Annotated in this window: 26 protein-coding genes and 4 tRNA genes; 8 read left to right on the forward strand and 22 right to left on the reverse strand. The window is 71.4% G+C overall.

Features of this window, described 5'->3' with window-relative positions:
• Positions 1-44 precede the first annotated feature (44 nt).
• Both secE and OHA89_RS16225 read right to left on the reverse strand, forming a co-directional pair.
• Positions 45-326, reverse strand: a complete 282-nt coding sequence (gene secE, locus OHA89_RS16220; RefSeq protein ID WP_030825982.1) for a preprotein translocase subunit SecE — start codon at positions 324-326, stop codon at positions 45-47.
• A gap of 106 nt (positions 327-432) precedes the next feature.
• Positions 433-505: transfer RNA gene (locus OHA89_RS16225), tRNA-Trp, on the reverse strand.
• Positions 506-698: 193 nt separating this feature from the next.
• Between OHA89_RS16225 and OHA89_RS16230 the strand changes: the two genes are divergently transcribed.
• Both OHA89_RS16230 and OHA89_RS16235 read left to right on the forward strand, forming a co-directional pair.
• On the forward strand, positions 699-1,925 hold the full coding sequence (locus OHA89_RS16230; RefSeq protein WP_215144039.1) for a pyridoxal phosphate-dependent aminotransferase: 1,227 nt from the start codon (positions 699-701) through the stop codon (positions 1,923-1,925).
• Positions 1,926-2,039: 114 nt separating this feature from the next.
• On the forward strand, positions 2,040-3,059 hold the full coding sequence (locus OHA89_RS16235; protein ID WP_266608220.1) for an adenosine deaminase: 1,020 nt from the start codon (positions 2,040-2,042) through the stop codon (positions 3,057-3,059).
• Here OHA89_RS16235 and OHA89_RS16240 read toward each other — a convergent pair.
• From OHA89_RS16240 to OHA89_RS16285, 10 genes are all read right to left on the reverse strand, one after another.
• Positions 3,049-3,465 (reverse strand): hypothetical protein, encoded by a 417-nt coding sequence (locus tag OHA89_RS16240; protein WP_266608222.1) that lies wholly within the window; start codon positions 3,463-3,465, stop codon positions 3,049-3,051. The two genes, OHA89_RS16235 and OHA89_RS16240, sit on opposite strands and share 11 nt — an antisense overlap.
• Positions 3,466-3,481: 16 nt before the next feature.
• Entirely contained in the window at positions 3,482-4,597 is a 1,116-nt protein-coding gene (locus OHA89_RS16245; protein ID WP_406368511.1) for a UDP-N-acetylmuramate dehydrogenase, read from the reverse strand.
• On the reverse strand, positions 4,594-4,992 hold the full coding sequence (locus tag OHA89_RS16250; protein WP_215144047.1) for a DUF3291 domain-containing protein: 399 nt from the start codon (positions 4,990-4,992) through the stop codon (positions 4,594-4,596). The genes OHA89_RS16245 and OHA89_RS16250 overlap by 4 nt, the downstream gene beginning before the upstream one ends.
• A 40-nt stretch (positions 4,993-5,032) precedes the next feature.
• Complete coding sequence (locus OHA89_RS16255; RefSeq protein WP_266608224.1) at positions 5,033-6,487, reverse strand: MFS transporter; 1,455 nt, start codon at positions 6,485-6,487, stop codon at positions 5,033-5,035.
• Positions 6,488-6,566: 79 nt separating this feature from the next.
• Positions 6,567-7,136: a TetR/AcrR family transcriptional regulator gene (locus OHA89_RS16260; protein WP_257554831.1), complete on the reverse strand. Its 570-nt coding sequence runs from the start codon at positions 7,134-7,136 to the stop codon at positions 6,567-6,569.
• A 426-nt stretch (positions 7,137-7,562) separates the two neighbouring features.
• Entirely contained in the window at positions 7,563-7,991 is a 429-nt protein-coding gene (locus OHA89_RS16265) for a MaoC family dehydratase (protein WP_215144053.1), read from the reverse strand.
• A 1-nt stretch (position 7,992) separates the two neighbouring features.
• Complete coding sequence (locus OHA89_RS16270) at positions 7,993-8,445, reverse strand: MaoC family dehydratase N-terminal domain-containing protein (RefSeq protein WP_266608229.1); 453 nt, start codon at positions 8,443-8,445, stop codon at positions 7,993-7,995.
• Between the two features lie 160 nt (positions 8,446-8,605).
• On the reverse strand, positions 8,606-8,770 hold the full coding sequence (gene rpmG, locus OHA89_RS16275) for a 50S ribosomal protein L33 (RefSeq protein WP_006604855.1): 165 nt from the start codon (positions 8,768-8,770) through the stop codon (positions 8,606-8,608).
• Positions 8,771-8,858: 88 nt separating this feature from the next.
• Positions 8,859-8,931: transfer RNA gene (locus tag OHA89_RS16280), tRNA-Met, on the reverse strand.
• A gap of 48 nt (positions 8,932-8,979) precedes the next feature.
• Positions 8,980-9,052, reverse strand: a tRNA-Thr gene (locus tag OHA89_RS16285).
• Positions 9,053-9,411: 359 nt separating this feature from the next.
• Between OHA89_RS16285 and OHA89_RS16290 the strand changes: the two genes are divergently transcribed.
• Together OHA89_RS16290 and OHA89_RS16295 are read left to right on the forward strand one after the other, a co-directional pair.
• Positions 9,412-10,824: an amidohydrolase family protein gene (locus OHA89_RS16290; protein WP_266608231.1), complete on the forward strand. Its 1,413-nt coding sequence runs from the start codon at positions 9,412-9,414 to the stop codon at positions 10,822-10,824.
• A 54-nt stretch (positions 10,825-10,878) separates the two neighbouring features.
• Positions 10,879-11,535 carry an SDR family oxidoreductase gene (locus OHA89_RS16295; RefSeq protein ID WP_266608233.1) on the forward strand — a complete coding sequence of 219 codons (657 nt, stop codon included), beginning with the start codon at positions 10,879-10,881 and terminating at the stop codon, positions 11,533-11,535.
• 48 nt (positions 11,536-11,583) lie between these two features.
• On the opposite strand, the gene OHA89_RS16300 is transcribed toward OHA89_RS16295, so the two are convergent.
• Positions 11,584-12,006 carry a DUF3574 domain-containing protein gene (locus OHA89_RS16300; RefSeq protein WP_215144058.1) on the reverse strand — a complete coding sequence of 141 codons (423 nt, stop codon included), beginning with the start codon at positions 12,004-12,006 and terminating at the stop codon, positions 11,584-11,586.
• A gap of 23 nt (positions 12,007-12,029) precedes the next feature.
• On the opposite strand from OHA89_RS16300, the gene OHA89_RS16305 reads away from it, so the two are divergent.
• Positions 12,030-12,653, forward strand: coding sequence for a maleylpyruvate isomerase N-terminal domain-containing protein (locus tag OHA89_RS16305; protein ID WP_406366461.1), 624 nt, complete (start codon positions 12,030-12,032; stop codon positions 12,651-12,653).
• On the opposite strand, the gene OHA89_RS16310 is transcribed toward OHA89_RS16305, so the two are convergent.
• The 3 genes from OHA89_RS16310 to OHA89_RS16320 form a co-directional block, all read right to left on the reverse strand.
• Positions 12,650-12,991, reverse strand: a complete 342-nt coding sequence (locus tag OHA89_RS16310; protein WP_266608236.1) for a hypothetical protein — start codon at positions 12,989-12,991, stop codon at positions 12,650-12,652. The two genes, OHA89_RS16305 and OHA89_RS16310, sit on opposite strands and share 4 nt — an antisense overlap.
• Before the next feature lie 59 nt (positions 12,992-13,050).
• Positions 13,051-13,860 (reverse strand): GAF domain-containing protein, encoded by an 810-nt coding sequence (locus OHA89_RS16315; protein ID WP_406366462.1) that lies wholly within the window; start codon positions 13,858-13,860, stop codon positions 13,051-13,053.
• 178 nt (positions 13,861-14,038) lie between these two features.
• Positions 14,039-14,120: transfer RNA gene (locus OHA89_RS16320), tRNA-Tyr, on the reverse strand.
• A 200-nt stretch (positions 14,121-14,320) separates the two neighbouring features.
• Here OHA89_RS16320 and OHA89_RS16325 point away from each other — a divergent pair.
• The 3 genes from OHA89_RS16325 to OHA89_RS16335 all read left to right on the forward strand — a co-directional run bounded on the left by OHA89_RS16325 (position 14,321) and on the right by OHA89_RS16335 (position 17,683).
• A complete protein-coding gene (locus OHA89_RS16325; RefSeq protein WP_030009008.1) occupies positions 14,321-14,809 on the forward strand; it encodes a YajQ family cyclic di-GMP-binding protein in 489 nt (162 codons plus the stop codon).
• Positions 14,810-15,001: 192 nt separating this feature from the next.
• Positions 15,002-16,429, forward strand: coding sequence for a SulP family inorganic anion transporter (locus tag OHA89_RS16330; protein ID WP_406366464.1), 1,428 nt, complete (start codon positions 15,002-15,004; stop codon positions 16,427-16,429).
• 18 nt (positions 16,430-16,447) lie between these two features.
• Positions 16,448-17,683 (forward strand): APC family permease, encoded by a 1,236-nt coding sequence (locus tag OHA89_RS16335; RefSeq protein WP_406366467.1) that lies wholly within the window; start codon positions 16,448-16,450, stop codon positions 17,681-17,683.
• Here the strand turns inward: OHA89_RS16335 and OHA89_RS16340 are convergent.
• The 6 genes from OHA89_RS16340 to OHA89_RS16365 form a co-directional block, all read right to left on the reverse strand.
• Positions 17,667-18,191, reverse strand: a complete 525-nt coding sequence (locus tag OHA89_RS16340) for an SMI1/KNR4 family protein (protein WP_406366468.1) — start codon at positions 18,189-18,191, stop codon at positions 17,667-17,669. The two genes, OHA89_RS16335 and OHA89_RS16340, sit on opposite strands and share 17 nt — an antisense overlap.
• 50 nt (positions 18,192-18,241) lie before the next feature.
• Positions 18,242-18,724 carry a hypothetical protein gene (locus OHA89_RS16345; RefSeq protein ID WP_266608245.1) on the reverse strand — a complete coding sequence of 161 codons (483 nt, stop codon included), beginning with the start codon at positions 18,722-18,724 and terminating at the stop codon, positions 18,242-18,244.
• Positions 18,607-18,999 carry a YccF domain-containing protein gene (locus OHA89_RS16350; protein WP_257554838.1) on the reverse strand — a complete coding sequence of 131 codons (393 nt, stop codon included), beginning with the start codon at positions 18,997-18,999 and terminating at the stop codon, positions 18,607-18,609. The genes OHA89_RS16345 and OHA89_RS16350 overlap by 118 nt, the downstream gene beginning before the upstream one ends.
• Complete coding sequence (htpX, locus tag OHA89_RS16355) at positions 18,996-19,859, reverse strand: zinc metalloprotease HtpX (protein WP_215144067.1); 864 nt, start codon at positions 19,857-19,859, stop codon at positions 18,996-18,998. Before htpX ends, OHA89_RS16350 begins: the two co-directional genes overlap by 4 nt.
• Before the next feature lie 186 nt (positions 19,860-20,045).
• Positions 20,046-21,587 carry an NADH-quinone oxidoreductase subunit N gene (locus OHA89_RS16360; protein WP_266608249.1) on the reverse strand — a complete coding sequence of 514 codons (1,542 nt, stop codon included), beginning with the start codon at positions 21,585-21,587 and terminating at the stop codon, positions 20,046-20,048.
• On the reverse strand, positions 21,584-23,137 hold the full coding sequence (locus OHA89_RS16365) for a NuoM family protein (protein ID WP_406368513.1): 1,554 nt from the start codon (positions 23,135-23,137) through the stop codon (positions 21,584-21,586). Before OHA89_RS16365 ends, OHA89_RS16360 begins: the two co-directional genes overlap by 4 nt.
• Positions 23,138-23,175: the final 38 nt, after the last annotated feature.

The raw sequence follows: 23,175 nt of genomic DNA on the forward strand, positions 1-23,175 counted from the left end.
GCGAAAACGGGCGGCACCCATCAAGGCGCCGCCCTCCGCGGGGATCAGCCGAAGACGAACTTGATGGCTTCCTGGAACCCATAGTCAATCACGGTCACCAGACCGATCATGATGACCACGAAGACAATCACCACGGTGGTGTACGTCGTGAGCTGGTTGCGAGTGGGCCATACAACCTTGCGGAGTTCCGCGACGATCTGACGGTAGAACAGCGCGAGCCGGCCCAGAGGACCCTTCTTGCCGCGCTTACCGCCCTTGCGGGCCTTCTTCTCGCGAGTCTCGTCCTCGGCGTCAGGCATGTCGATGGAGCCCAGGGCGTCCGTCACGTCTCTCACCTGAATCCGGGTCGTGGCCGTACCGCGCCCGGTTGCGCCGCACGGCGTTGCATCGAAGTACGTACCTGCGCACACACATCCGAGAAGGAGTGTGGAGCAGGGCCGGAGGGACTCGAACCCCCAACCGCTGGTTTTGGAGACCAGTGCTCTACCAATTGAGCTACGACCCTTTGCGTCCCCCAACCTACCGCATCCGGGCGAGTGCACGGAGTGCTCACGCTCTGGGGCGTTTGGCGAGGGCCAACGACAGGTGAGTGTACGTGAACCGCGCCCTGACGTCGAACAGAACCCGACGCGGCATCCCGTGGTCCGGTAACTGAAACGTTGTGCGGCAGCTCTTTGCCGTCTGGGACGATTGCTCGCATGACCTCTGCAACGCCTTCTTCCGAGCGCCGGGTGTCCGCCCGTATCGGCGCCATTTCCGAGTCCGCCACCCTCGCCGTGGACGCCAAGGCCAAGGCCCTCAAGGCCGCCGGGCGCCCGGTCATCGGTTTCGGCGCGGGCGAGCCCGACTTCCCGACCCCGGACTACATCGTCGAGGCCGCTGTCGAGGCCTGCCGCAACCCCAAGTACCACCGCTACACGCCGGCCGGCGGTCTGCCCGAGCTCAAGGCCGCGATCGCCGCGAAGACCCTGCGCGACTCCGGCTACGAGGTCGACCCGGCGCAGGTCCTGGTGACCAACGGCGGCAAGCAGGCGATCTACAACGCCTTCGCCGCGATCCTGGACCCGGGCGACGAGGTCATCGTCCCGGCTCCGTACTGGACCACCTACCCGGAGTCCATCCGTCTCGCCGGCGGTGTCCCGGTCGAGGTCGTCGCCGACGAGACCACCGGCTACCGGGTCTCCGTCGAGCAGCTGGAGGCCGCGCGCACCGAGCGCACCAAGGTCGTCCTCTTCGTCTCCCCGTCCAACCCGACGGGCGCCGTCTACAGCGAGGCCGACGCCGAGGCGATCGGCCGCTGGGCCGCCGAGAAGGGCCTGTGGGTCCTGACCGACGAGATCTACGAGCACCTGGTCTACGGCGACGCGAAGTTCGTCTCGCTCCCGGCGATCGTCCCCGAGCTCGCCGACAAGTGCATCGTCGTCAACGGCGTCGCGAAGACGTACGCGATGACCGGCTGGCGGGTGGGCTGGATCATCGGCCCCAAGGACGTGGTCAAGGCCGCGACCAACCTGCAGTCGCACGCCACCTCCAACGTCTCCAACGTGGCCCAGGTCGCGGCGCTGGCCGCCGTCTCCGGCAACCTGGACGCGGTCCACGAGATGCGCACCGCCTTCGACCGCCGCCGCCAGACGATCGTGCGGATGCTGAACGAGATCGACGGCGTCGTCTGCCCGACCCCCGAGGGCGCGTTCTACGTGTACCCCTCGGTCAAGGCGCTCCTCGGCAAGGAGATCCGCGGCAAGCGCCCGCAGACCTCCGTCGAGCTCGCCGCCCTGATCCTGGACGAGGTCGAGGTCGCGGTCGTCCCCGGCGAGGCCTTCGGCACCCCGGGCTACCTGCGACTGTCCTACGCCCTGGGCGACGAGGACCTGGTCGAGGGCGTCTCCCGCGTCCAGAAGCTGCTGGCCGAAGCCAAGGCCTGAGACGAACCGAGCGGCGCCACCCCGAGCCGGGGTGGCGCCGCTCGGGCGTTCGAGCAAGCCCCCGATCGGTAAAACCCCCTCCCGCCCGGCGCAGCGGTACGGCAGGATCACCCAATGGAGCACGTACGCGATCTCACGCTTCTGCCGAAAGCCCACCTCCACCTGCACTTCACCGGGTCGATGCGACCATCGACCCTCCTGGAGCTCGCCGACAAGTACGGCGTGCGCCTCCCGGACGCGCTCACGGCCGGGGAGCCACCCAAGCTGCGCGCCACCGACGAGCGCGGCTGGTTCCGCTTCCAGCGGCTCTACGACGCCGCCCGCTCCTGCCTGCGCGAGCCCGACGACATCCGCCGCCTGGTCCGCGAGGCCGCAGAGGAGGACGTGCGCGACGGCAGCGGCTGGCTGGAGATCCAGGTCGATCCCACCTCGTACGCGCCGCTGCTCGGCGGGATGATCCCGGCCGTCGAGATCATCCTCGACGCCGTGGACACCGCCTCCCGCGAGACCGGCCTCGGGATGCGCGTCCTGATCGCCGCCAACCGCATGAAGCACCCCCTCGACGCCCGGACCCTGGCCCGCCTCGCCGTCCGCTACGCCGACCGCGGCATCGTCGGCTTCGGCCTGTCCAACGACGAGCGCCGCGGCATGGCCCGCGACTTCGACCGGGCCTTCGCCATCGCCCGCGAGGGCGGCCTCCTCGCGGCCCCGCACGGCGGCGAGCTCACCGGCCCGTCCTCGGTCCGCGACTGCCTCGACGATCTGCACGCCTCCCGCATCGGGCACGGCGTACGGGCCGCCGAGGACCCCCGGCTGCTGAAGCGGCTCGCCGACCGGCAGATCACCTGCGAGGTCTGCCCGGCCTCCAACGTCGCCCTAGGGGTCTACGAGCGGCCCGAGGACGTCCCGCTGCGCACCCTCTTCGAGGCCGGGGTGCCGATGGCGCTCGGTGCGGACGACCCGCTGCTGTTCGGATCCCGGCTCGCCGCCCAGTACGAGATCGCCCGCCGCCACCACGGCTTCACCGACGCGGAGCTCGCCGAGCTGGCCCGCCAGTCGGTGCGCGGTTCGGCCGCGCCGGCCGAGGTACAGGAGAAGCTGCTCGCCGGGATCGGCCACTGGCTCACCGGGTGAGCCGCAGGTCCCCCTCGTAGCAGTCGGCCCGCACCCGGTGCCCGTTCTGGAAGCCGATCTCCAGGTGGGTGCGGCCCCGTTCGGGCAGGGCGAACTCGGCGACCGAGGCGACCGTCTCGCCGACGTGCCGCAGGAAGGGGTGGTCGCCGAGGTCCTCGCCGACCTCGATGCGGCCCCACTCCCCCATGTCGTACGGCTCGTGCGGCGCGGCGGACTCGACGATGAGGCACTGGTCGGACCCGGTGGTGATCCGGATGGAGTCGCCCACGCTGTCGATCAGCCAGACGTCGAGGGGAGCCTCGGAGCGCTCACCGTCGCTGATGTGCCAGGACGCGACGACTCTGCTGAGCGTGCGGCCCACGAGGCGGGTGGGGTCCGTACCGGCCCCGTGGAGGGGACAGAGCATGGGCGGCCGGGACTCCTCAGATGCTGACGCCGACCGTCACCGGTTCGTTGACCAGGGTGACGCCGAAGGCCGCGTGGACGCCCGCGACGACCTCGCGGGCCAGGGCGAGGAGGTCCTCGGTGGTCGCCTCGCCGCGGTTGGTGAGGGCCAGCGTGTGCTTGGTGGAGATGCGCGCGGGGCCGGTGCCGTAGCCCTTGGTGAAACCGGCCTTGTCGATCAGCCAGGCCGCGCTGGTCTTCGTACGGCCGTCGCCCGCGGGGTAGGCGGGCGGGGCGGTGTCGGGGCCGAGGCGGTCCTGGGCGCGGGCGAGGAAGGCGGCGTAGGCCTCGTCGGTCAGGATCGGGTTGTGGAAGAAGGAGCCGGCCGACCAGGTGTCGTGGTCGGCGGGGTCGAGGACCATGCCCTTGCCGGCGCGCAGGCGCAGCACGGTCTCGCGGGCGGTGGCGGCGGGGACCCGGTCGCCGGCCTCGACGCCGAGGGCGCGGGCGGTCTCGGGGTACTTGATCGGCGCGGACAGCCCGCCGGCGTCCTCCAGGGCGAAGCGCACGCGCAGGACGACGTACCGCTCGGGCTGGTGCTTGAAGAGGCTGTTGCGGTACGTGAACGCGCACTCGGCGGCGGTCAGCGTGACCGTCTCGCGGCGGGTGCGGTCGTAGGCGACGACCTCGGTGATGGTGTCGCAGACCTCCTGGCCGTACGCACCGACGTTCTGGATCGGGGTGGCGCCCGCGGAGCCGGGAATTCCGGCGAGGCACTCGATTCCGGCGAGGCCCGCCTCGACGGTGCGGGCGACGGCGTCGCTCCAGTTCTCGCCCGCGGCGAGCTCCAGGGTCGTGCCGGTCAGGGTGAAGCCGGTGGTCGCGATGCGCAGGGCAGTGCCGTCGAAACCCTGGTCACCGATGACCAGGTTGCTGCCGCCGCCGATGATCAGGAGCGGGGTTCCGCGCCCGTCCGCGGCACGGACGGCCGCGACCACCTCGGCGTCGGTGGTCGCGGTGACCAGACGGGCGGCGGGACCACCGAGACGGAAGGTGGTCAGCGGGGCGAGGGGGGCGTCGTGGAGTTCCTGCACGTGGACAAGAGTACGGTCCGTGCCCCTCGCGTCCCGGCGGGGCCACGGACCGTGACTCAGTAGGCGGTCCGCTGCTCGGCCAGACGGCGCTCCGCCTCGGCCCAGCCGATGGGGAGCTCGCAGGCCCGTACGGTCCAGAAGGTGAAGGCGGACTCCTTCATGAAGGCGGCGGCCGCCCGGGAGCTGGAGCGGTGCGGCTCGCTGCGGGCGAACCGGTAGAGCGCGTCGCGGTCCTCCCAGGCCGAGAGGGTGAGGAAGGTCCGGCTGAAGACGCGGGCCCGCAGGGCGACGCCGTGCGCGCCGGGGGCCTTGCGGATCTGGCCGATGATGCCGGGGGCCTTGAGGAAGAACCGGACGGCTCCGGCGAGGGTGGCGGTCTCGAAGCGGGAGGCCATGACGTAGACCTCGGCGTCGGGGGCTGCCTGGGTGGGGGTCGACCAGGGGATGTCGGGCATGGCGGGCACTCCTTGGCTCTTGAGGTGGGTGTGGGCGGGGTCAGCGGGCCGCGGGGACCTTCTGCGGCTCCCGTGTCATGACCTCGTCGGCGACGGGAACCCGGGAGGGCTTCGGCCGGCCCGGGAGCAGCAGGGCGAGCGCTGCGGCCAGGGCGACCGCGCCGGCGCCGATCCACAGGGCGGGGACGGTGCCGTCGGTGAAGGCCTGCGGGGACTCGTAGCCGCCCTGGGCGGAGAAGACCGAGGCCAGTACGGCGACACCGAGGGCGCCGCCGACCTCGCGCAGGGCGTTGTTGGTGCCGGAGGCCTTGCCCTGGTCGGCGGGGGCCACCGTGGACATCAGCACGTTGGCGGCGGGGGCGAAGTAGAGGGCCATGCCGATCCCGCTGAGGATCAGCGGCGGCAGCTGGGCCGCGTACGAGACGTCCGTGGTCAGGATCGCCGCGAACCAGCCGAGGCCGAGGGCCTGGAACGCCAGCCCGGCGGCGACGACGGGCCGGCCGCCGATGCGGTCGGAGAGGATGCCCGCGAGGGGGGCGATGAGCATGGGCATGCCGGTCCAGGGGAGCATGCGCAGGCCGGCCTCGGTGGGCGAGTAGCCGGCGACGCCCTGGAGGTACTGGCTGAGCAGGAAGATCGAGCCGAACATGCCCAGGAACATCAGCAGGCTGGCCAGGTTGATCCCCAGGAAGCCCCGGTCGCGGAAGAGCCGCATGGGGAGCATCGGGTTCGCGCTGCGGAAGCCGTGGCGGACGAAGCCGCCGACGAGCGCGGTTCCGGCGATCAGGCCGGTGAGCACGGGGGCGCTGGTCCAGCCCTCGGAGTTGGCGTTGACCAGGGCGTAGACGATGCCGAACAGGCCGCCGCTGATGAGCAGGGTGCCCGGGATGTCGAGGCGGGACCCGGGGGCGGTGGACTCGGCGAGCCGCAGCCGGGCGAGCGGGATCAGGGCCAGGCCTATCGGAACGTTCAGCCAGAAGATCCACTGCCAGGAGATGTGCTCGGTCAGGCTGCCGCCGATGAGGGGGCCGCTGGCGACGGCGAGGCCGGTGACGGCTCCGTAGATGCCGAGGGCCATGCCGCGGCGGGCGGCCGGGACCGCGGCGGTGAGGAGGGTCAGGGTGAGCGGCATCATGATCGCGGCGCCGACGCCCTGGACCGCACGGGCGGCGATGAGCGCGTCGATGCCGGGCGAGAGGGCGGCCGCGGCGGAGGCGCCGGTGAAGATCGCGAGGCCGGCGACGAACAGCCGGCGGCGCCCGAAGCGGTCCCCGAGGGCGGCGCCGAACATGAGGAGGACGGCGAAGGTGAGCGTGTACGCGTTCACCGTCCACTCCAGGTCCTCCAGCCGGCCGCCGAGGTCTTCGCGGATGGCGGGCAGCGCGGTGGTGACGACGAGGTTGTCCAGGGCGGCCATGAAGCTGGCGACGCCGGTCAGGACGAGGGCCCAGATGGCGGGCGCGCGGAGCTTGGTGTCCGCAACGTGGGTGTTCACGATTTCCCCCTGAGGGTTGTTAGTTATTGCTGACTAACTTTCGTGGGCATGAGTGACCCGCCGGACAGGCGGCGCGCCCTCACGCCTCCAGACGGCCCTTGGCGCGGGCCGAGGGGTACAGCCCCTCCCAGACGCGGTGCTCGGGCGGGAAGCCCATGGCGGCGAGGGTGTTGATCAGCATCCCGTACGCCATGAAGGTCGTGGTCTCGTTCACGTCCCCGCCGAACGGCACGTTGACCGTGTCCCAGAGCTCCATCCAGCCCTTGCGGACGAGCTCGCCGAGCTCGTGATCCCCGGCCGCCTCGGCGGCGGCGACGGTGACGTACATCTGGAGCTGCATCTGGAGCTTGTCGGGATCCTCGGCGATGAGCCGGGTATAGGCGTTCGCCATGGCGTGCGTGGCATCCTCACCCTGCAGCCCCTCGGCGGCGACGGCGAAGACCTCGCGGGTGTCCCGCAGACAGCGCTCGGCGGCGGCGAGGAAGATGGCGAGCTTGTTCGGGAAGAGCCGGAAGAGGTACGGCTGCGAGACACCCACCCGCTTGGCGATCGCCTCGGTGGAGGTCCCGTAGTAACCACCGCGGGCGAATTCATGCATCGCCGCCCGAATGACGCTCTCGCGCCGCTCTTCTGCACTCATCCTTGGCATGAGTCCTAAGTTAGTGCTCAATCACTAACTAGGCAAGGGGGCGGGGGCGGGATCAGGGACGGGGGGATGACGGGGATGGGGGATCAGGGCGGTGGGGCGGGGGCTTCGGGGGTCGGGGTGCCGGTTGCTCGGGATCAGGGAGGGTTTGGGGGCTTCCCGACAGTCCTGTCTTTCCGGGGCGGGACGGTCTGTCAAGGGTGGCCGAAGGCCATCGCGAAGCGACGCGACGACGAAGGAGGAGCGCCCTTTACAGGCCGGCCCGCCCCGGGGAGACAGTGGGACTGACGGGAAACCCCCAAACCCTCCCTGATGCCGGTCAGCCGAGACCCCGACCCCCGAAAGCCACCGGGTACACCCCTGATCCCGCCCGAGGCCCGAGCGGCTAGCGCCCCCCGAAGCCCCCCCAGCAGGGGCGCCCCCACCCCCTCAGGCCAGCTCCACCACCGCGCGGGACATGCCCAGCACCTTCTGGCCCGCGCTCATCGCCGTCAGGTCGACCCGGACGCGGTTGTTCTCCAGCTTGGCCGCGACCTTGGCCGTGACCTCGATCAGGCCGCCCTGGTCGTCGTTCGGGACCACCACCGGCTTGGTGAAGCGCACGCCGTACTCGACCACCGCGCCCGGGTCGCCGGCCCAGTCGGTGACCACGCGGATCGCCTCGGCCATGGTGAACATGCCGTGCGCGATCACGTCCGGCAGTCCGACCTCCTTGGCGAACTTCTCGTTCCAGTGGATCGGGTTGAAGTCGCCCGAGGCGCCGGCGTAACGGACCAGCGTGGCACGCGTCACGGGGAAGGACGCCGCCGGCAGCTCGGTGCCGACCTCGACGTCCGCGTACTGGATCTGCGCTGCCATGTCAGGCCTCCTCGGGGGCGCGGGAGACGAGCTTCGTCCACGCCGTCACCACGTGCTCGCCGGTCTCGTCGTGGACCTCGCCGCGGATGTCGATGATGTCGTTGCCCGCGAGGGACTTCACGGCCTCGATGGTCGAGGTCACGGAGAGCCGGTCACCGGCCCGCACGGGACGCGAGTACGCGAACTTCTGGTCGCCGTGCACGACGCGGCTGTAGTCCAGCCCCAGCTGCGGGTCCTCGACGACCTGGCCCGCCGCCGCGAAAGTGATCGCAAACACGAAAGTCGGCGGAGCGATCACATCGGGGTAGCCGTACCCCTTGGCGGCTTCGGGGTCGGTGTACACGGGATTGGTGTCACCCACGGCAACCGCGAATTCGCGGATCTTCTCCCGGCCGACCTCGTACGGATCGGTGGGGGGGTAACTCCGCCCCACGAAGGACTGGTCGAGAGCCATGACTCACTACCTCCTGATGAAGGGACACGAAAGACAGAAAGACAGGTGCGGCGAGAGGCGCCCGCCCGCGAACGCGCGCGGGGCGGAAACGACACAAGGCCGCCCCCCAAAGAAGGGGACGACCTCATGACGGTGCCTGTTATACGAGACTTCGCTGGGGTCAGCGGGTCTCGCGGTGCGCGGTGTGCGAGTTGCAACGCGGGCAGTGCTTCTTCATCTCAAGACGGTCCGGGTCGTTACGCCGGTTCTTCTTGGTGATGTAGTTCCGCTCCTTGCACTCCACGCAGGCCAGCGTGATCTTCGGGCGGACGTCGGTGGCAGCCACGTGAGTGCTCCTTGACGGACTATGGGACGGATGAACGCATAAAAGAGTAGCCGATCGGGAGACCGACCCCGCAATCGGCTACTGTGTGTAGCGGCGACCGGACTTGAACCGGTGACACAGCGATTATGAGCCGCTTGCTCTACCGACTGAGCTACGCCGCTTTGATGTGATCGACTCCCCACCCGAGGGCGGGGAACCTCTCTCACCAGAGCCCCAATGCGGAATCGAACCGCAGACCTTCTCCTTACCATGGAGACGCTCTACCGACTGAGCTATTGGGGCGAGCGATGAAGACATTACACGGTTGCCCGCCGATCGCCCAAATCCTTTGCGGGGACCGGGCTCCGAGGGGGTTGGGCCGCCTTTCTTGATCAGCTCACCGAGGGCTCACAAGCCACTTTGGGCACGCAATGTGTGCGGGCTCACACACCATCACGCTCGTACGGAGGCCGCTTGGGGCCGGTTGACCCCGACGGGGCGCGCGCCCGTGCGCTACGGCGCACGGGCACCACACCGGTACGACTATTGCGCTCTTCCCCGAAGCGGGGTGCGCCGCGCCCTAGGCTCTGAGCACGCTGCGTGATCTTGGGCCGCGGGCCGCGGCCACGGCCCAGGACCGCCCGAGCCACCGCAGGAGCGCGATGTCCGACAGCCAGCCGCAGGAGCCGTTCCACTCCCCGCGCAGCGGCCGCGGCGAGGGCGGAGGACACGGACCCGCACACGGCCCCGCCCAGAGCCCCTCCCGCAGCCGCGGCCACCTCCCCGATCACGATCCCGATCACGGCCACCCCCACGGCCAACACCACGACCAACAGCACGGCCATTCCCTCGCCCACGGCCACGCGGCCGACGCCGAGGCCACCACCCTGCTGCTCGCCGGCGCGCGCCTGACCGACGGCCGGACCGTCGACGTCCGCCTCAGCGGCGGCCGGATCCAGGCCGTCGGCACCGCCGGCAGCCTCCCGGCCCCCGCTCTGTCCCGGGTGGACCTCGGCGGGTACCTGCTGCTGCCCGCCCCCGCCGAGCCCCACGCCCACGGGGACACCGCCCTGACCGCCGACGGCGAGGGGCCCGTCTCGTACACCCCCGACGAGGTCCAGCGCCGGGCCACCGAGGCCGCCCTGCTCCAGCTCGGCCACGGTGCCACCGCCGTGCGCTCACACGTCCGGATCGGCGACGTGCACGGCCTCGGCCCCATGGAGGCCGTGCTCCAGGCCCGCCGTTCCCTGCGCGGGCTCACCGACCTGACCACCGTGGCCGTGCCCCGGCTGCTGACCGGGGTGGCCGGCGCGGACGGGCTCGCGATGCTGCGGGACGCGGTCAAGATGGGCGCGTCCGTGATCGGCGGCTGCCCCGACCTGGACCCCGACCCGACGGGGTTCCTCGAAGCCGTCCTGGAACTCGCCGACGAGCACGGCTGTCCGGTGGACCTGCACACGGACGGTGACGACCCCGGCCGCCTGGCCCGGCTCGCCGCGATGGCCGGCGGGCTTCGCCCCGGGGTGAGCATCGGCCCCTGCGGCGGCCTCTCCCGGCTCCCGCTGGACGTGGCGGCCCGCGCCGCCGACCAGCTGGCCGCGGCCGGGGTGCGCGTGACCTGCCTCCCGCAGGGCGACTGCGCGGCCCTGGAACGCCGCGGCCTGCGCACCGCCCCCGTACGGCTGCTGCGTGCCGCCGGGGTGCGGGTCACGGCCGGCAGCGGGGCCCTGCGGGACGCCGGGAACCCGGTCGGCCGCGGCGACCCCCTCGAGGCCGCGTACCTGCTGGCCTCCCAGGGCGGGCTGCGGCCGGGCGAGGCCTACGAGTCGATCAGCTCCGCCGCCCGGGAGTCCATGGGCCTGCCGGAGGTCCGGGTGGAGGCCGGTTTCCCGGCTGAGCTGCTCGCCGTACGCGGAGACCGGATCGCGAGCGTGCTGTCCCTCGCGTACAGCAGGATCGTGATCCACCGCGGGCGGGTGGTAGCCCGTACGAGTGCCGTACGGGAGTACTGCGACTCGGCCGTCGCCGTGGCCCTGGACCTGCCCCGGCAGGGCCGTACGGAGCCCGGACCCTGAAGGTTCGCCGGGCGTTCGCGGGCGTAGCCGCCCGGCTCGTCGTACGGTCGGGTCATGCGCATCGTCATCGCGGGTGGACACGGTCAGATCGCGCTGCGGCTGGAGCGACTGCTCGCCGCGCGCGGGTACGAGGTCGCGGGGATCATCCGCGACCCGGCACAGGGCGACGACCTCAGGGAGGCCGGCACCGAACCGGTGCTGTGCGATCTGGAGTCGGCCTCGGTGGAGCACGTGGCGGGCATCCTGCATGGCGCGGACGTGGCGGTGTTCGCCGCCGGCGCGGGTCCGGGCAGCGGGGTCGAGCGCAAGGACACCGTGGACCGGGGCGCGGCGGTGCTGTTCGCCGACGCGGCCGAACGGGCCCGTGTACGGCGTTTCCTGATGGTCTCTTCGATGGGCGCGGACGCACACCACGAGGGCGACGAGGTCTTCGACGCCTATCTCCGGGCGAAGGGCGAGGCCGACGAGCACGTCCAGACCCGCCTGGGCCTCGAGTGGACGATCCTGCGGCCCGGCTCGCTGGTCGACGACGCGGGGACGGGCCTGGTCCGCCTGGAGGTACGGACGGGCCGCGGGTCCGTCCCGCGCGACGATGTGGCGGCGGTGCTCGCCGAACTGGTCGAGACGCCGGCGACGGCGGGCCTGACCCTGGAGCTGGTCTCCGGTTCGACGCCGGTCGGGGTTGCGGTCAAGGACGTTGCGGGCAACTGACGCTGAGCGGGCGTCGGCCCGCCCGCGCCAGCCCGCCCGCCCGCCCGCTCAGAATTCGGCGGTCAGCTTGTCGTCGGACCGTCCGACCGAGTCCTGCTGGTACTGGTCCTCGTACGCCTGGCGAATCCGCTCGATGCGCCCGCTGCGCTCGCCGGCCTCCTTCTCCGGGTACAGCAGCACCACTTCGTACGAGGTCTCGCGGACGACCTTGCCGTCCTGGCCCCGCCACTGGCCGTACCCGTCGTGGACCGTCAGCCCCTCGGGGAAGGCGGGGGTGATCTCGCGGTCCAGGAACCGCATGAACTCCCGCTCCCCGACCGGGCTGCCGCCGTCGGAGCGGTCGGTGCCGAAGTACAGCCGGGTCTCCTGGTAGGGCTGCCCCACGTCCGTGTGGAGCGCTGCCCCGACCAGGGCCGGAATCCCGGCGCCGAGCAGGGCGATGAGCACCCCACCGCCTACTTTCCCCCGCATGTCAGTTGTCCATTTCACTCAAGGTGAACGAACAGGAGACCCCGACGATGCGGTCGATGACCGGCCTGGACGTCGAACGGGCGGCAGCCGAATCGGTATCGGCCCTCGGCCCGCACAGTGGCATGGACTGGGGGGTGCCGGCCGGTTCCCTCGATTGGTCCTGCTGGACGACGGCGGCCCACATCGCGCACGACCTGGCGGCGTACGCCGCACAGGTGGCCTCCCGCGCGCCGTCGGACTACCTGCCGCTGGACCTGCGGGTACGCCCGGGCACTCCCCCGGCCGAGGTGCTGACGGTGGTGTCGGCGAGCGCCCGCCTGCTCAGCGCGGCGATCACGGCGGCCGACCCGGCGGACCGGGCCTGGCACTGGGGGCCCTGCGATCCGGGGGGCTTCGCGGCGATGGGGGTGGCGGAGCTGCTGCTCCACACGTACGACATCGCCCAGGGGCTCGCCCTGCCGTGGCTGCCGCCGCCCGGCCTCGCCGCGCCGGTGCTGGCCCGCCTCTTCCCCGACTCCCCGCAGGGTCCGCCCACGGAGGCACTGCTCTGGTCCGCGGGCCGCCTGGCCCTCCCCGGCCGCCCCCGCCGCACCTCCTGGTCCTGGCAGGCGGCCCTCACGGAGACCCCACCCGCCGACGCCACCTAGGAAGTAGGGACCCGCAGGCGGCGCACGGCCTGGACGGTCAGCCACAAGGTGATCACACCCAACACTGCGGGCAGCAGGAACCACCAGGTGAAACCGGTCAGCACCAGGGTGGCCACGGCAGCTGCGGAAGCCAGGGTGAGGGTGCCGAAGGTCGCGACGTTCCATGAGGCCGCGTCGCGGGCGAGAGCGAGCCGCCGGTCCACGATGCGCGCGGCCTCGTCGTGCCAGTCGGCCCTTGCTTCCAGCATGTGTGCGAGGCGTCTGCTCTGGGCTGCGCGCTCGATCTCCTCCGGATCTTCCGAGGACGGGCGCACGGTGGAGCCCTCCGTCTGCTCCATGTGCTCCTGGCGTCCTCGCCGGAAGAAACGCAGCCGCCGGAACACTCCGAAACCGCTCATCAAGGACCGTCCAGCACGAGGGAAGCGGCCAGCACATGGCCCAGCGTAGCCATCAGATCCCGGTGCGGCCTGGTGAAGTCCTCGTACTCGGGTGCATCAACTGTCAGCACGCCGAAGAGCACGTCTCTGGACCGCACCGGAGCGACGATGACCGCCTTGTAGCCCGCCCCCGCCACATCGAGCTTGATGTCGTCACCATCCGCCTCGTTCTCGCGCCAGAACGGCCCGCCGGCCTGGAGTATCGCGAGCATCTTCGCGCCGCACGCGTCGCTCTGCCAGGGGATCTGAGACTTGATCTCCGTGGTCCGGTCGCCGTGTGCGATGCCCTGGCGGCGGAAGACGTTGGCCACCGGATCCCAGGTGTAGAAGGCGCTGCGCGCCCGTGGGAGGTTGGCCGGTGCGGGCGTGGAGGGCGCGGTGAGACTGACGGCGCCGTCCAGCACCACCTGCAGAATCACTGCCCGGTGCGCTGCCTGAGTACCCGACACCGGTGGCGAGGTCTGCTGATTGGCCTTGGCGTACTCGGCCGCGAGGCCCCCGAGTTCCCGGGTCACGGGAAGCAGCGCCTGGTTGTACGTGACCGCCAGATCGGCCACCGCCTTCACCGCCAGCTCGCGGGTCTTGCGCCGGGCGGACTCGGCGCGATGGTTCTCGTACGCGGCCACGGCCACCACGGCGCACGCCACGATCGTGCCGAGCGCCGTCCAGCGCACCTTGTGCACGCCCTCGGCATCGTCCGCGAGGATCGACAGGACGAACACGCCGCCACCGAGCAGCGCGGACAGCAGAAGCAGGCCGATCCGCTTCAACCGGTCGTTCCCGTCGGCCCCCACCCAGCGCCTCCCCCGAAGCCCTCCACAACCGGACCGAGCTTAGCCACGCGACCCGAGCCGGGACCGCCCTTTACCCAAGAACTGCGCCGCACGCACAAAGGACGAAGAAACCCCCCTGCCTGCGTTTCCGCAGATCAGAGGGGCTTCTTTCGCGTGGCGGCGCCAGGGTTCGAACCTGGGTAGGCTGAGCCGGCAGATTTACAGTCTGCTCCCTTTGGCCACTCGGGCACACCGCCAAGATTTGCTGCCATTTTTTCCACCTTACGGCGGCGCTCCCTGGCAACGACGTAAACGATACCTGATGACCGGGGGTGCTTCGCCACCGGATTGATCAGCCCCGCGGGTGGGTGCGGTGGCTAGGCTTTGCCGCGCGGACCGGGGATGTCCGGCCGTGCCCTCAGGGGCCATCACTCCCGACTTCAAGGAGCCACAGCACATGGCCGACTCCAGTTTCGACATCGTCTCGAAGGTCGAGCGGCAGGAGGTCGACAACGCCCTCAACCAGGCCGCCAAGGAACTCTCGCAGCGCTACGACTTCAAGGGCACCGGCGCCACGATCGCCTGGTCCGGCGAGAAGATCCTGATGGAGGCGAACTCCGAGGAGCGCGTCAAGGCCGTCCTCGACGTCTTCGAGACCAAGCTGGTCAAGCGCGGGATCTCGCTCAAGGCGCTGGACGCCGGCGAGCCGCAGCTGTCCGGCAAGGAGTACAAGATCTTCGCCACGATCGAGGAGGGCATCTCCCAGGAGAACGCCAAGAAGGTCGCGAAGATCATCCGGGACGAGGGTCCCAAGGGCGTCAAGGCCCAGGTCCAGGGTGAGGAGCTGCGCGTCAGCTCCAAGAGCCGCGACGACCTCCAGGAGGTCCAGGCGCTACTCAAGGGCAAGGACCTGGACTTCGCGATCCAGTTCGTGAACTACCGCTGAACCAGGTCCCAGACCTGCCCGCACGCCGGCCCGGCGGTCCTCACGGACCGCCGGGCCGCGGCGGTTGCGCGGAGGTGTGTGCGGGGCGTGAGCGGCGCATGCGCCACTGCGGACTCCTGTGGGCACTTGGGCGGCGATGAGTGCGCCCAGCACGCTGGGGCATCACATCACCGCGTGGCAGGGGGTTCTCGCATGCCTGGGGCCGGCACGTTTCGCGATGACTTCGGAGCGTCCGTCGTCGTCGCGCTGGTCGCGTTACCCCTGTGCGTGGGGGTGGCGGTCGCCTCCGGGGTGCCGGCCGAGCTGGGGATCGTCACCGGGGTGGTCGGCGGGCTGGTCACCGGGTGGTTCCGGGGGAGTTCCCTCCAGGTCAGCGGGCCCGCGGCCGGGCTGACCGTGCTGGTCTACGAGGCGGTGCAGGCGTACGGTCTGCCCGCGCTCGGGGTGCTGGTGCTGGCCGCCGGGGTGGTGCAGCTGGGCATGGGGGTGCTGCGGCTCGGGCGGTGGTTCCGGGCGATCTCCGTCGCCGTCGTGCACGGGATGCTGGCCGGGATCGGGCTCGTGCTGATCTCCGGGCAGCTCTACGCGCTGGGCGGGGTGGAGGCTCCGGGGCAGACCCTGGCCAAGCTGGGCGGGGTGCACGGACTCGGCGCCCAGGCCGACTGGGCCGCCGTGGCGCTCGGCGTCGGGACCATCGCCGTCCTGTCGTTCTGGCGCCGCGTGCCGGCGCGGCTGCGCCTGGTACCCGGGGCGCTGGTGGGGGTGGCGGCCGCCACCGCCGCGGCCGCCCTGCTGCGGCTGCCCGTGGAGAAGGTGCGGGTGACGGGGGTACTGGACGCCGTGTCCCCGCCCGCATGGGGCGGCTTCGACGTGCTGGCGTCCGTCGGGGCGGTCGGGACCGTGATCGCCCTGGCGCTGATCGCCTCCGCCGAGACGTTGTTCAGCGCCGCCGCCGTGGACCGGTTGCACGACGGGGCCCGGACCGATTACGACCAGGAACTCGTGGCCCAGGGTGTGGGGAACACCGTGTGCGGGCTGCTCGGGGCGCTGCCGATGACGGCTGTCATCGTGCGCAGCGCCGCGAATGTGGAGGCCGGGGCCCGTACCCGGGCGTCCCGGGTGCTGCACGGCGGCTGGCTGCTGCTCTTCGCCGTGGCCTTCCCCCAGGTGCTGGAGATCGTGCCGCTCGCCGCGCTGGCCGGGGTGCTGCTGCACGCCGGATGGAAGCTGCTCCCGGCCCGGGCGGTGGCCGTGCTGTGGCGGACGCATCGGGGTGAGGCGGTGGTGTTGCTGGTCACCGCCTCCGCGATCGTGGTCACCAATCTCTTCGAGGGAGTGCTGATCGGCCTGGGGCTCGCCATCGCCAAGGCGGCCTGGGAGACCTCACACGTGCACATCGAGGAGGTCTTGGAGGAGGGGGAACTGTGCCTCCGGGTCGTGGGGAACGCCAGCTTCCTGCGGCTGCCCAAGCTGCTCGACGCCCTGGACGCGCTGCCGCACGGGAAGCCGGTACGACTCGACCTCAGCGGGCTGCGCCATCTCGACCACGCCTGTCTGACCGCCCTGGAGGGGTGGGAGCGCCAGCGGACGCCGATGCCCGGCCGGGAAGGCGTCATCTAGCCCGGCTACCCTCCGCCCGTGGACAACGAATTGAAGCGCACGCTGGGGGTTTCCGACGCCGTCGTGGTCGGACTCGGCGCGATGGTCGGCGCCGGTATCTTCGCCGCCCTCGCCCCGGCGGCCCGCGCGGCGGGCGGGGCGCTCCTGGCTGCTCTGGGGCTGGCGGCCCTGGTGGCCTACTGCAACGCGCACTCGTCGGCGCGGCTCGCCGCCCGGTACCCGGCTTCCGGCGGCACGTATGTCTACGGGCGCGAGCGGCTCGGGCCCTTCTGGGGGTATCTGGCCGGCTGGGGGTTCGTGGTCGGCAAGACGGCCTCCTGCGCGGCGATGGCCCTGACGGTCGGCGCGTACGTCTGGCCGGGACAGCAGCGTGCCGTGGCCGTCGCGGCGGTGGTGGCGCTGACCGCCGCGAACTACGGAGGCGTGGAGAAGTCCGCCCGGATCGCCCGGCTGATCGTGGCGGCGGTGCTGGCGGTGCTGGCCGGGGTGGTCGTGGCGTGCCTGTCTTCGGATGTCGCCGACGCCGGGCGGCTCGGCACCGGGGACTGGGGTGCCGTCGGGCTGTTGCAGGGTGCCGGGCTGCTGTTCTTCGCCTTCGCGGGCTACGCCCGGATCACCACCCTGGGCGAGGAGGTGCGCGACCCGGAGCGGACGATCCCGCGGGCGGTGCCGCTCGCGCTCGGGATCGCGCTGCTGGTGTACGCCCTCGTGACGGTGGCGGCTCTGTCCGTGCTCGGCACCGACGGGCTGGCAGGGGCGGCGGCCCCGCTGGCCGACGCGGTCCGGGCGGCCGGCTGGCCCGAACTGACCCCGGTCGTCCGGGTGGGTGCGGCCCTGGCCGCGCTGGGCTCGCTGCTCGCCCTCGTACTCGGGGTCTCGCGGACCATGCTGGCGATGGCCCGGGACGGCCATCTCCCCCGTACGCTGGCCGCCGTGCATCCCCGGCGCAAGGTGCCGCACCATGCGGAGCTGGCCGTGGGTGCGGTGGTGGCGGTGCTCGCGGCCACCACCGATCTGCGGGGCGCGATCGGTTTCTCCTCCTTCGGGGTGCTGGCCTACTACGCGATCGCGAACGCCTCCGCGTGGACTCTCGATTCAGGTGTCAAGGGCCGGGCCGTGGCAGTGGTCGGGCTGTCCGGCTGTGTGGTGCTGGCCTGCGCGCTGCCCCTCGCGTCGGCGGTCGCGGGGGCGGCGGTGCTGGCGCTCGGCGCGCTGGTTTACGGGGTACGCGGGCAGTTCAGATCCGGGATCTGAACTCGTCCCAGGGCGCCAGTTCCAGGTCGGACTCCTCGCCCAGGGCGGACTCCTCGCAGAACCAGGCGGTGCCGTCCAGCCAGCCGCGGAGCCAGCCCGCCAGACTCGGGGTGTCGATGGACCAGGCGAGGTCCGGCTCCCCGGGATTCGGGTCGAACAGCGGGACCTGAGCGGTCTCGGAGCGGCAGTCCACGCAGACGTACATGCCGCAGCCGAAGTCGGCTATCGGCAGCACGCCCTCGGGCCAGCGCCACCCCGACCGGCGCTGCGCCTCGTACGTCCGGACGGTCTGACGCAGCGGCAGCAGGCCGCGTTCGGGGCCGAATCCGCCGTCGCCGATGCGGGTATAGAGCCCGGCGAGCAGCGGCGGCAGGGCGAAGCCGAGTATGCCCTCGGCCCGGGCGATCTCCCCGCTGCCCAGCGGCGCGGGCAGGACCCTTCCGTGCCCGCACGCGGAGTCGCGTACGCGGTCTGCGACTTGCTCCAGCAACTGCTCGGTCTCGTTCATGCGTTCATGGTGACGCACGCCACTGACAGCCCGCTCGGCCTGTGGATAACTCAGTCGAGGACGACGTCGACGCGCCGTTGGCGCAGGAAGGCGAGCAGTTCGGGGAAGGCCGAGGGCCGGGCGGCCAGTGGCTGCACGCCCAGGCAGCGGCGGGCGACCTCGTGGTCGCGCCAGACCAGGATGAAGGGCGCGGTTGTCCCGAAGCCGCCGCACAGGGCGTCCGAGACGCCGGCCAGCGAGCGCCCGAAGTACCCGCCGGGACCGTTGACCGCTTCGCCGAGGGCGCAGCCGAGGAGTTCGTATCTCCTGCGTACGGGGGCCGGCGGGCCGGCGAAGAGGTTCTCCGCCGTCTCGCACAGCGCCCACAGCTGCTCGTCGTCGTGGTTCTCGGCCTCGCCCCACAGGGCGAACGAGGTCAGCGGGAGGCGAACGGGGCGTCCGTCGGGACGATTTCGCGGCCCAGCGGGAGCAGGGAGAGCGGGACCATCTTGAAGTTGGCGATGCCGAACGGGATGCCGATGATCGTGATGCACAGCGCGATGCCGGTGACGATGTGGCCGAGGGCCAGCCACCAGCCCGCCAGGACCAGCCACAGGACGTTGCCCACGCAGGACGGGGCGCCGGCGTCGTGGCGCTCGACCGTGGTGTACCCGAAGGGCCACAGGGCGTAGACCGCGATGCGGAAGGCGGCGATGCCGAAGGGGATGCCGATGATGGTGATGCAGAGCAGGGCACCCGCGAGGACGTAGCCCAGGAACAGCCAGATGCCGCTGAGGATGAGCCAAATGATGTTCAGGATTGTCTTCATTGGCGGCGGCCTGCCATCTGTTCGAGCCGGGCGATGCGCTCGGCCATCGGAGGGTGTGTGGAGAACATCTTAGAAAGCCCTTCGCCCGGGCGGAACGGGTTCGCGATCATCATGTGGCTGGCGGTTTCCAGCCGCGGCTCCGGGGGCAGCGGGAGCTGCTTGGTGCCCGCGTCCAGCTTGCGCAGGGCGCTGGCCAGGGCGAGCGGGTCTCCGGTGAGCTGGGCGCCGGAGGCATCGGCCTCGTACTCGCGCGAGCGGCTGATGGCCAGTTGGATCACGGAGGCGGCCAGCGGGCCCAGGATCATGATCAGGAGCATGCCGAAGAGGCCAGGCCCCTCGTCGTCGCTCGATCGACCGACCGGTATCAGCCAGGCGAAGTTCACCAGGAACATGATCACCGAGGCGAGGGCGCCGGCGACCGACGAGATCAGGATGTCCCGGTTGTAGACGTGGCTGAGCTCGTGGCCGATGACCCCGCGCAGTTCGCGCTCGTCGAGGATGCGCAGGATGCCCTCGGTGCAGCAGACAGCGGCGTTGCGCGGGTTGCGGCCGGTGGCGAAGGCGTTGGGGGCCTCGGTGGGTGAGATGTAGAGGCGGGGCATGGGCTGGCGCGCTGAGGTGGAGAGCTCGCGCACCATGCGGTAGAGCTCGGGGGCTTCGAACTCGCTGACGGGGCGGGCGCGCATCGCGCGTAGAGCCAGCTTGTCGCTGTTCCAGTACGCGTAAGCGTTCGTCCCGAGGGCGATCACGACGGCGACGATCAGGCCGCCCCGGCCGAAGAAGCTTCCGATGACGATGATGAGTGCCGACAGACCTCCGAGGAGTACGGCGGTCTTCAGCCCGTTGTGCCGGCGGTGCACGGTACGCCCTCCTAGTGGTGCGGCAGGGGGACCCGAAGCGAGGGTCTACGGTCCAGTGGACCCTCCCTTCCTGGTCAACGCGAGGTGGGGGCGTCAGGTTCCCAGGGCACGCGGGGGCCGCCACCCCGGGGGCCGGGGCGGCGGGGCGGCGGCGGGCGTTGGTCCGTACGGGTTACGCGTACGGGCTCACTGCGGGAAGAGGCTGCCCGACGCGACGCGCAGGACGAGCTGCGGGGCGCCCGAGAGGACGACCGCTGTGACCGCGGTGACGGCGATGGCCGCCGTGACCGGCCAGGGGGCCTTCGTGCGACCCTCGGCGGCCTCGGTACCTTCGACAGCCTCCGGCGCGCGGAAGAGGAGCGCGGTCCACCGCAGGTAGTAGTAGAGGGCGATGACCACGTTGACGGCCATGATCACGGCCAGCCAGGCCAGGCCCGCGTCGACCGCGGACCGGAAGACGGTGACCTTGGCGAAGAGGCCGATGATGCCCGGCGGCAGACCGGCCAGGCAGAGCAGGAAGAAGGCCAGCGAGAGGGCGGCCGCCGGGCGCTCCGCATAGAGGCCCCGGTAGTCGCTGATCCGGTTGAGCGGCTTCGTACGGGCGACCAGCGCGGCCACGGCGAAGGCGCCCAGGTTCACGACGGCGTACATGAGGGCGTAGGCGACCGTGGCGCCGATCTGGTCGCGGTCGGCGTACGCGGCCGCGGCGATCGGGACCAGCAGGTAGCCGGCCTGGCCGACCGAGGACCAGGCGAGCAGCCGTACGGCGCTGTTCGGGCGGTCCGCGGACTGGCGCAGCGCGGCGGCGTTGCCGAGGGTCATGGTGAGCGCGGCCAGGACGGCCAGTGCCGGGCCCCAGATCTCGGAGTACGCCGGGAAGGCGATCACCGTGACGAGGATCAGGCCGGTGAAACCGACGGCCTTGCCGATCACCGAGAGGTACCCGGCGATCGGCAGGGGGGCGCCGACGTAGGTGTCGGGGACCCAGAAGTGGAAGGGGACGGCCGCGGTCTTGAACGCGAAGCCGACGAGGGTGAGCGCGACGCCGGCCACGGCGAGGGTGTCGAGCTGCCCGGGGACGTCTTCGAGGCGGTCGGCGACCTGGGTGAGGTGCAGGGAGCCGGTGGCCGCGTAGACGAAGCTGACGCCCATCAGCGACACGGCGGTGGCGGTGACGGAGGAGAGGAAGAACTTGAGGGCGGCCTCGGAGGAGAGCCGGTCGCCGCGGCGCATGCCGACGAGGGCGAAGGCGGGCAGCGAGGCCACTTCGAGGGCCACGATCAGCGTGGCGAGGTCGCGGGAGGCGGGCAGCAGGGCCGCGCCGGCGGCGGAGGAGAGCAGCAGGAACCAGTACTCGCCTGCGGGCATGCGCGCGTCGCGGACGGCGGTGACCGACAGCAGGGCGGTGACCAGGGCGCCGGCCAGTACCAGGAACTGGATGACGAGCGTGAAGTGGTCGGCGACGTAGCTGCAGGCGGCCGGGTCGGTGGTGAGGCAGAAGGTGCTGCGGTCACCGGCGCGCAGCGGCAGCAGGGTGGCGGTCGCGGCGGCGAGGCCGGCGACGGAGATCCAGCCGAGGGCGGGCTTGGCACGCTCCGGTACGAAGAGGTCGGCGACGAGGACGATCAGGCCGACGGCGGCGGTGATCACGACGGGCGCGATGGCGAGCCAGTCGACGGCCTGGACCAGGCTGGGGGTCTCGGCGGCGAGGACCGTGAGGGCCGTCATGCGTTGCCTCCTGCGAGGAGCTTCTGGACGGCCGGGTCGGTGAGGCCGAGGAGGAGCGCGGGCCACAGGCCGGCGAGGACGGTGAGGGCGGCGAGCGGGGTCCAGGCGGCGAACTCGTAGTGCTGGATGTCCGCGACGGCGAGCTCCGGGCCGGCCTTGGGGTCGCCCATGCAGACGCGTCGTACGACGATCAGCAGGTAGGCGGCGGTGAGCAGGGTGCCGAACGCGCCGATGGCCGTGTAGGTGAGGAAGGCGGGGCGGGACAGTCCCTCGGCGGGGTCGAACGCGCCGAAGAGGGCCAGCATCTCGCCCCAGAACCCGGCCAGGCCGGGGAGGCCGAGGGAGGCAACGGCGGCGAAGGCGAGGAGGGCGCCGAGGCGGGGGGCGCGGCCGTAGAGGGCGGCGCCGGTGGCCCCGGCGAGGGTGTCGAGGTCGGCGGTGCCGTAGCGGTCCTTGAGGGCGCCGACCAGGAAGAAGAGCAGGCCCGTGATCAGGCTGTGGGCGATGTTGGCGAAGAGCGCGCCGTTGACGCCGGTCGGGGTCATGGACGCGATGCCGAGGAGCACGAAGCCCATGTGGCCGACGGAGGAGTACGCGATGAGGCGCTTGAGGTCGCCCTTGCTCCCCTTGCGGGCCAGCGCGAGGCAGGCGAGGGATCCGTAGACGATGCCGACGGCGGCGAAGGCGCCCAGGTAGGGGGCGAAGGTGGCCATGCCGTCGGGGGTGACGGGGAGCAGGATGCGGACGAACCCGTAGGTGCCCATCTTGAGCAGGACTCCGGCCAGCAGGACGGAGCCGACGGTGGGGGCGGCTGTGTGGGCGTCCGGAAGCCAGCTGTGCAGCGGCCACATCGGGGTCTTCACGGCGAGGCCGAGGCCGATGGCGAGGACGGCCAGGAGCTGGGTGGTGTGGGACAGTTCGCGGCCGTTGTCAGTGGCGAGTGCCACCATGTCGAATGTGCCGCTCTTCACTCCGATCAGCAGCAGACCGAGCAGCATGACCACGGAGCCGAGGAGGGTGTAGAGGATGAACTTCCAGGCGGCTGCCTGCCGCTGAGCACCGCCCCAGCGGGCGATGAGGAAGTACATCGGGATGAGGACCATCTCGAAGGCGAGGAAGAAGAGCAGCAGGTCGAGGACGGCGAAGGTCGCGAGGGTGCCGGACTCGAGGACGAGAAGCAGTGCGACGAAGGCCTTCGGGGAGGGTCCTTCGGGGAACTTGAAGTAGCTGTAGAGCGCGCACAGGAAGAACAGCAGCGCGGTCATCAGGAGGAGGGGGAGCGAGATGCCGTCGACACCGAGGTGGATCCGGACGTCCAGCGCCGGGATCCAGCTGATGTCCGTCGTCGCCTGGAAGCGGGACGGGGCGTCGTGGTCGAAGCCCAGGGTGAGGGCGATCGCCGCGGCGAGGATCACGCCGGTCACGGTCACTCCGTGGCGGAGGACGGCCTGTTCGGGGCTGCGGCCCTTGAGTCCGGGCGGGGGCGGCAGGAGCGCCGCGGCCACGCCGAGGAGCGGTGCGGCCACGATGAACGCCAGAAGGAACTGCATCACGGACGGGCTGATATCAATCACGGCTGACTCACGGC

This window comes from Streptomyces sp. NBC_01546, assembly GCF_045208355.1.
GTDB lineage: Bacteria > Actinomycetota > Actinomycetes > Streptomycetales > Streptomycetaceae > Streptomyces.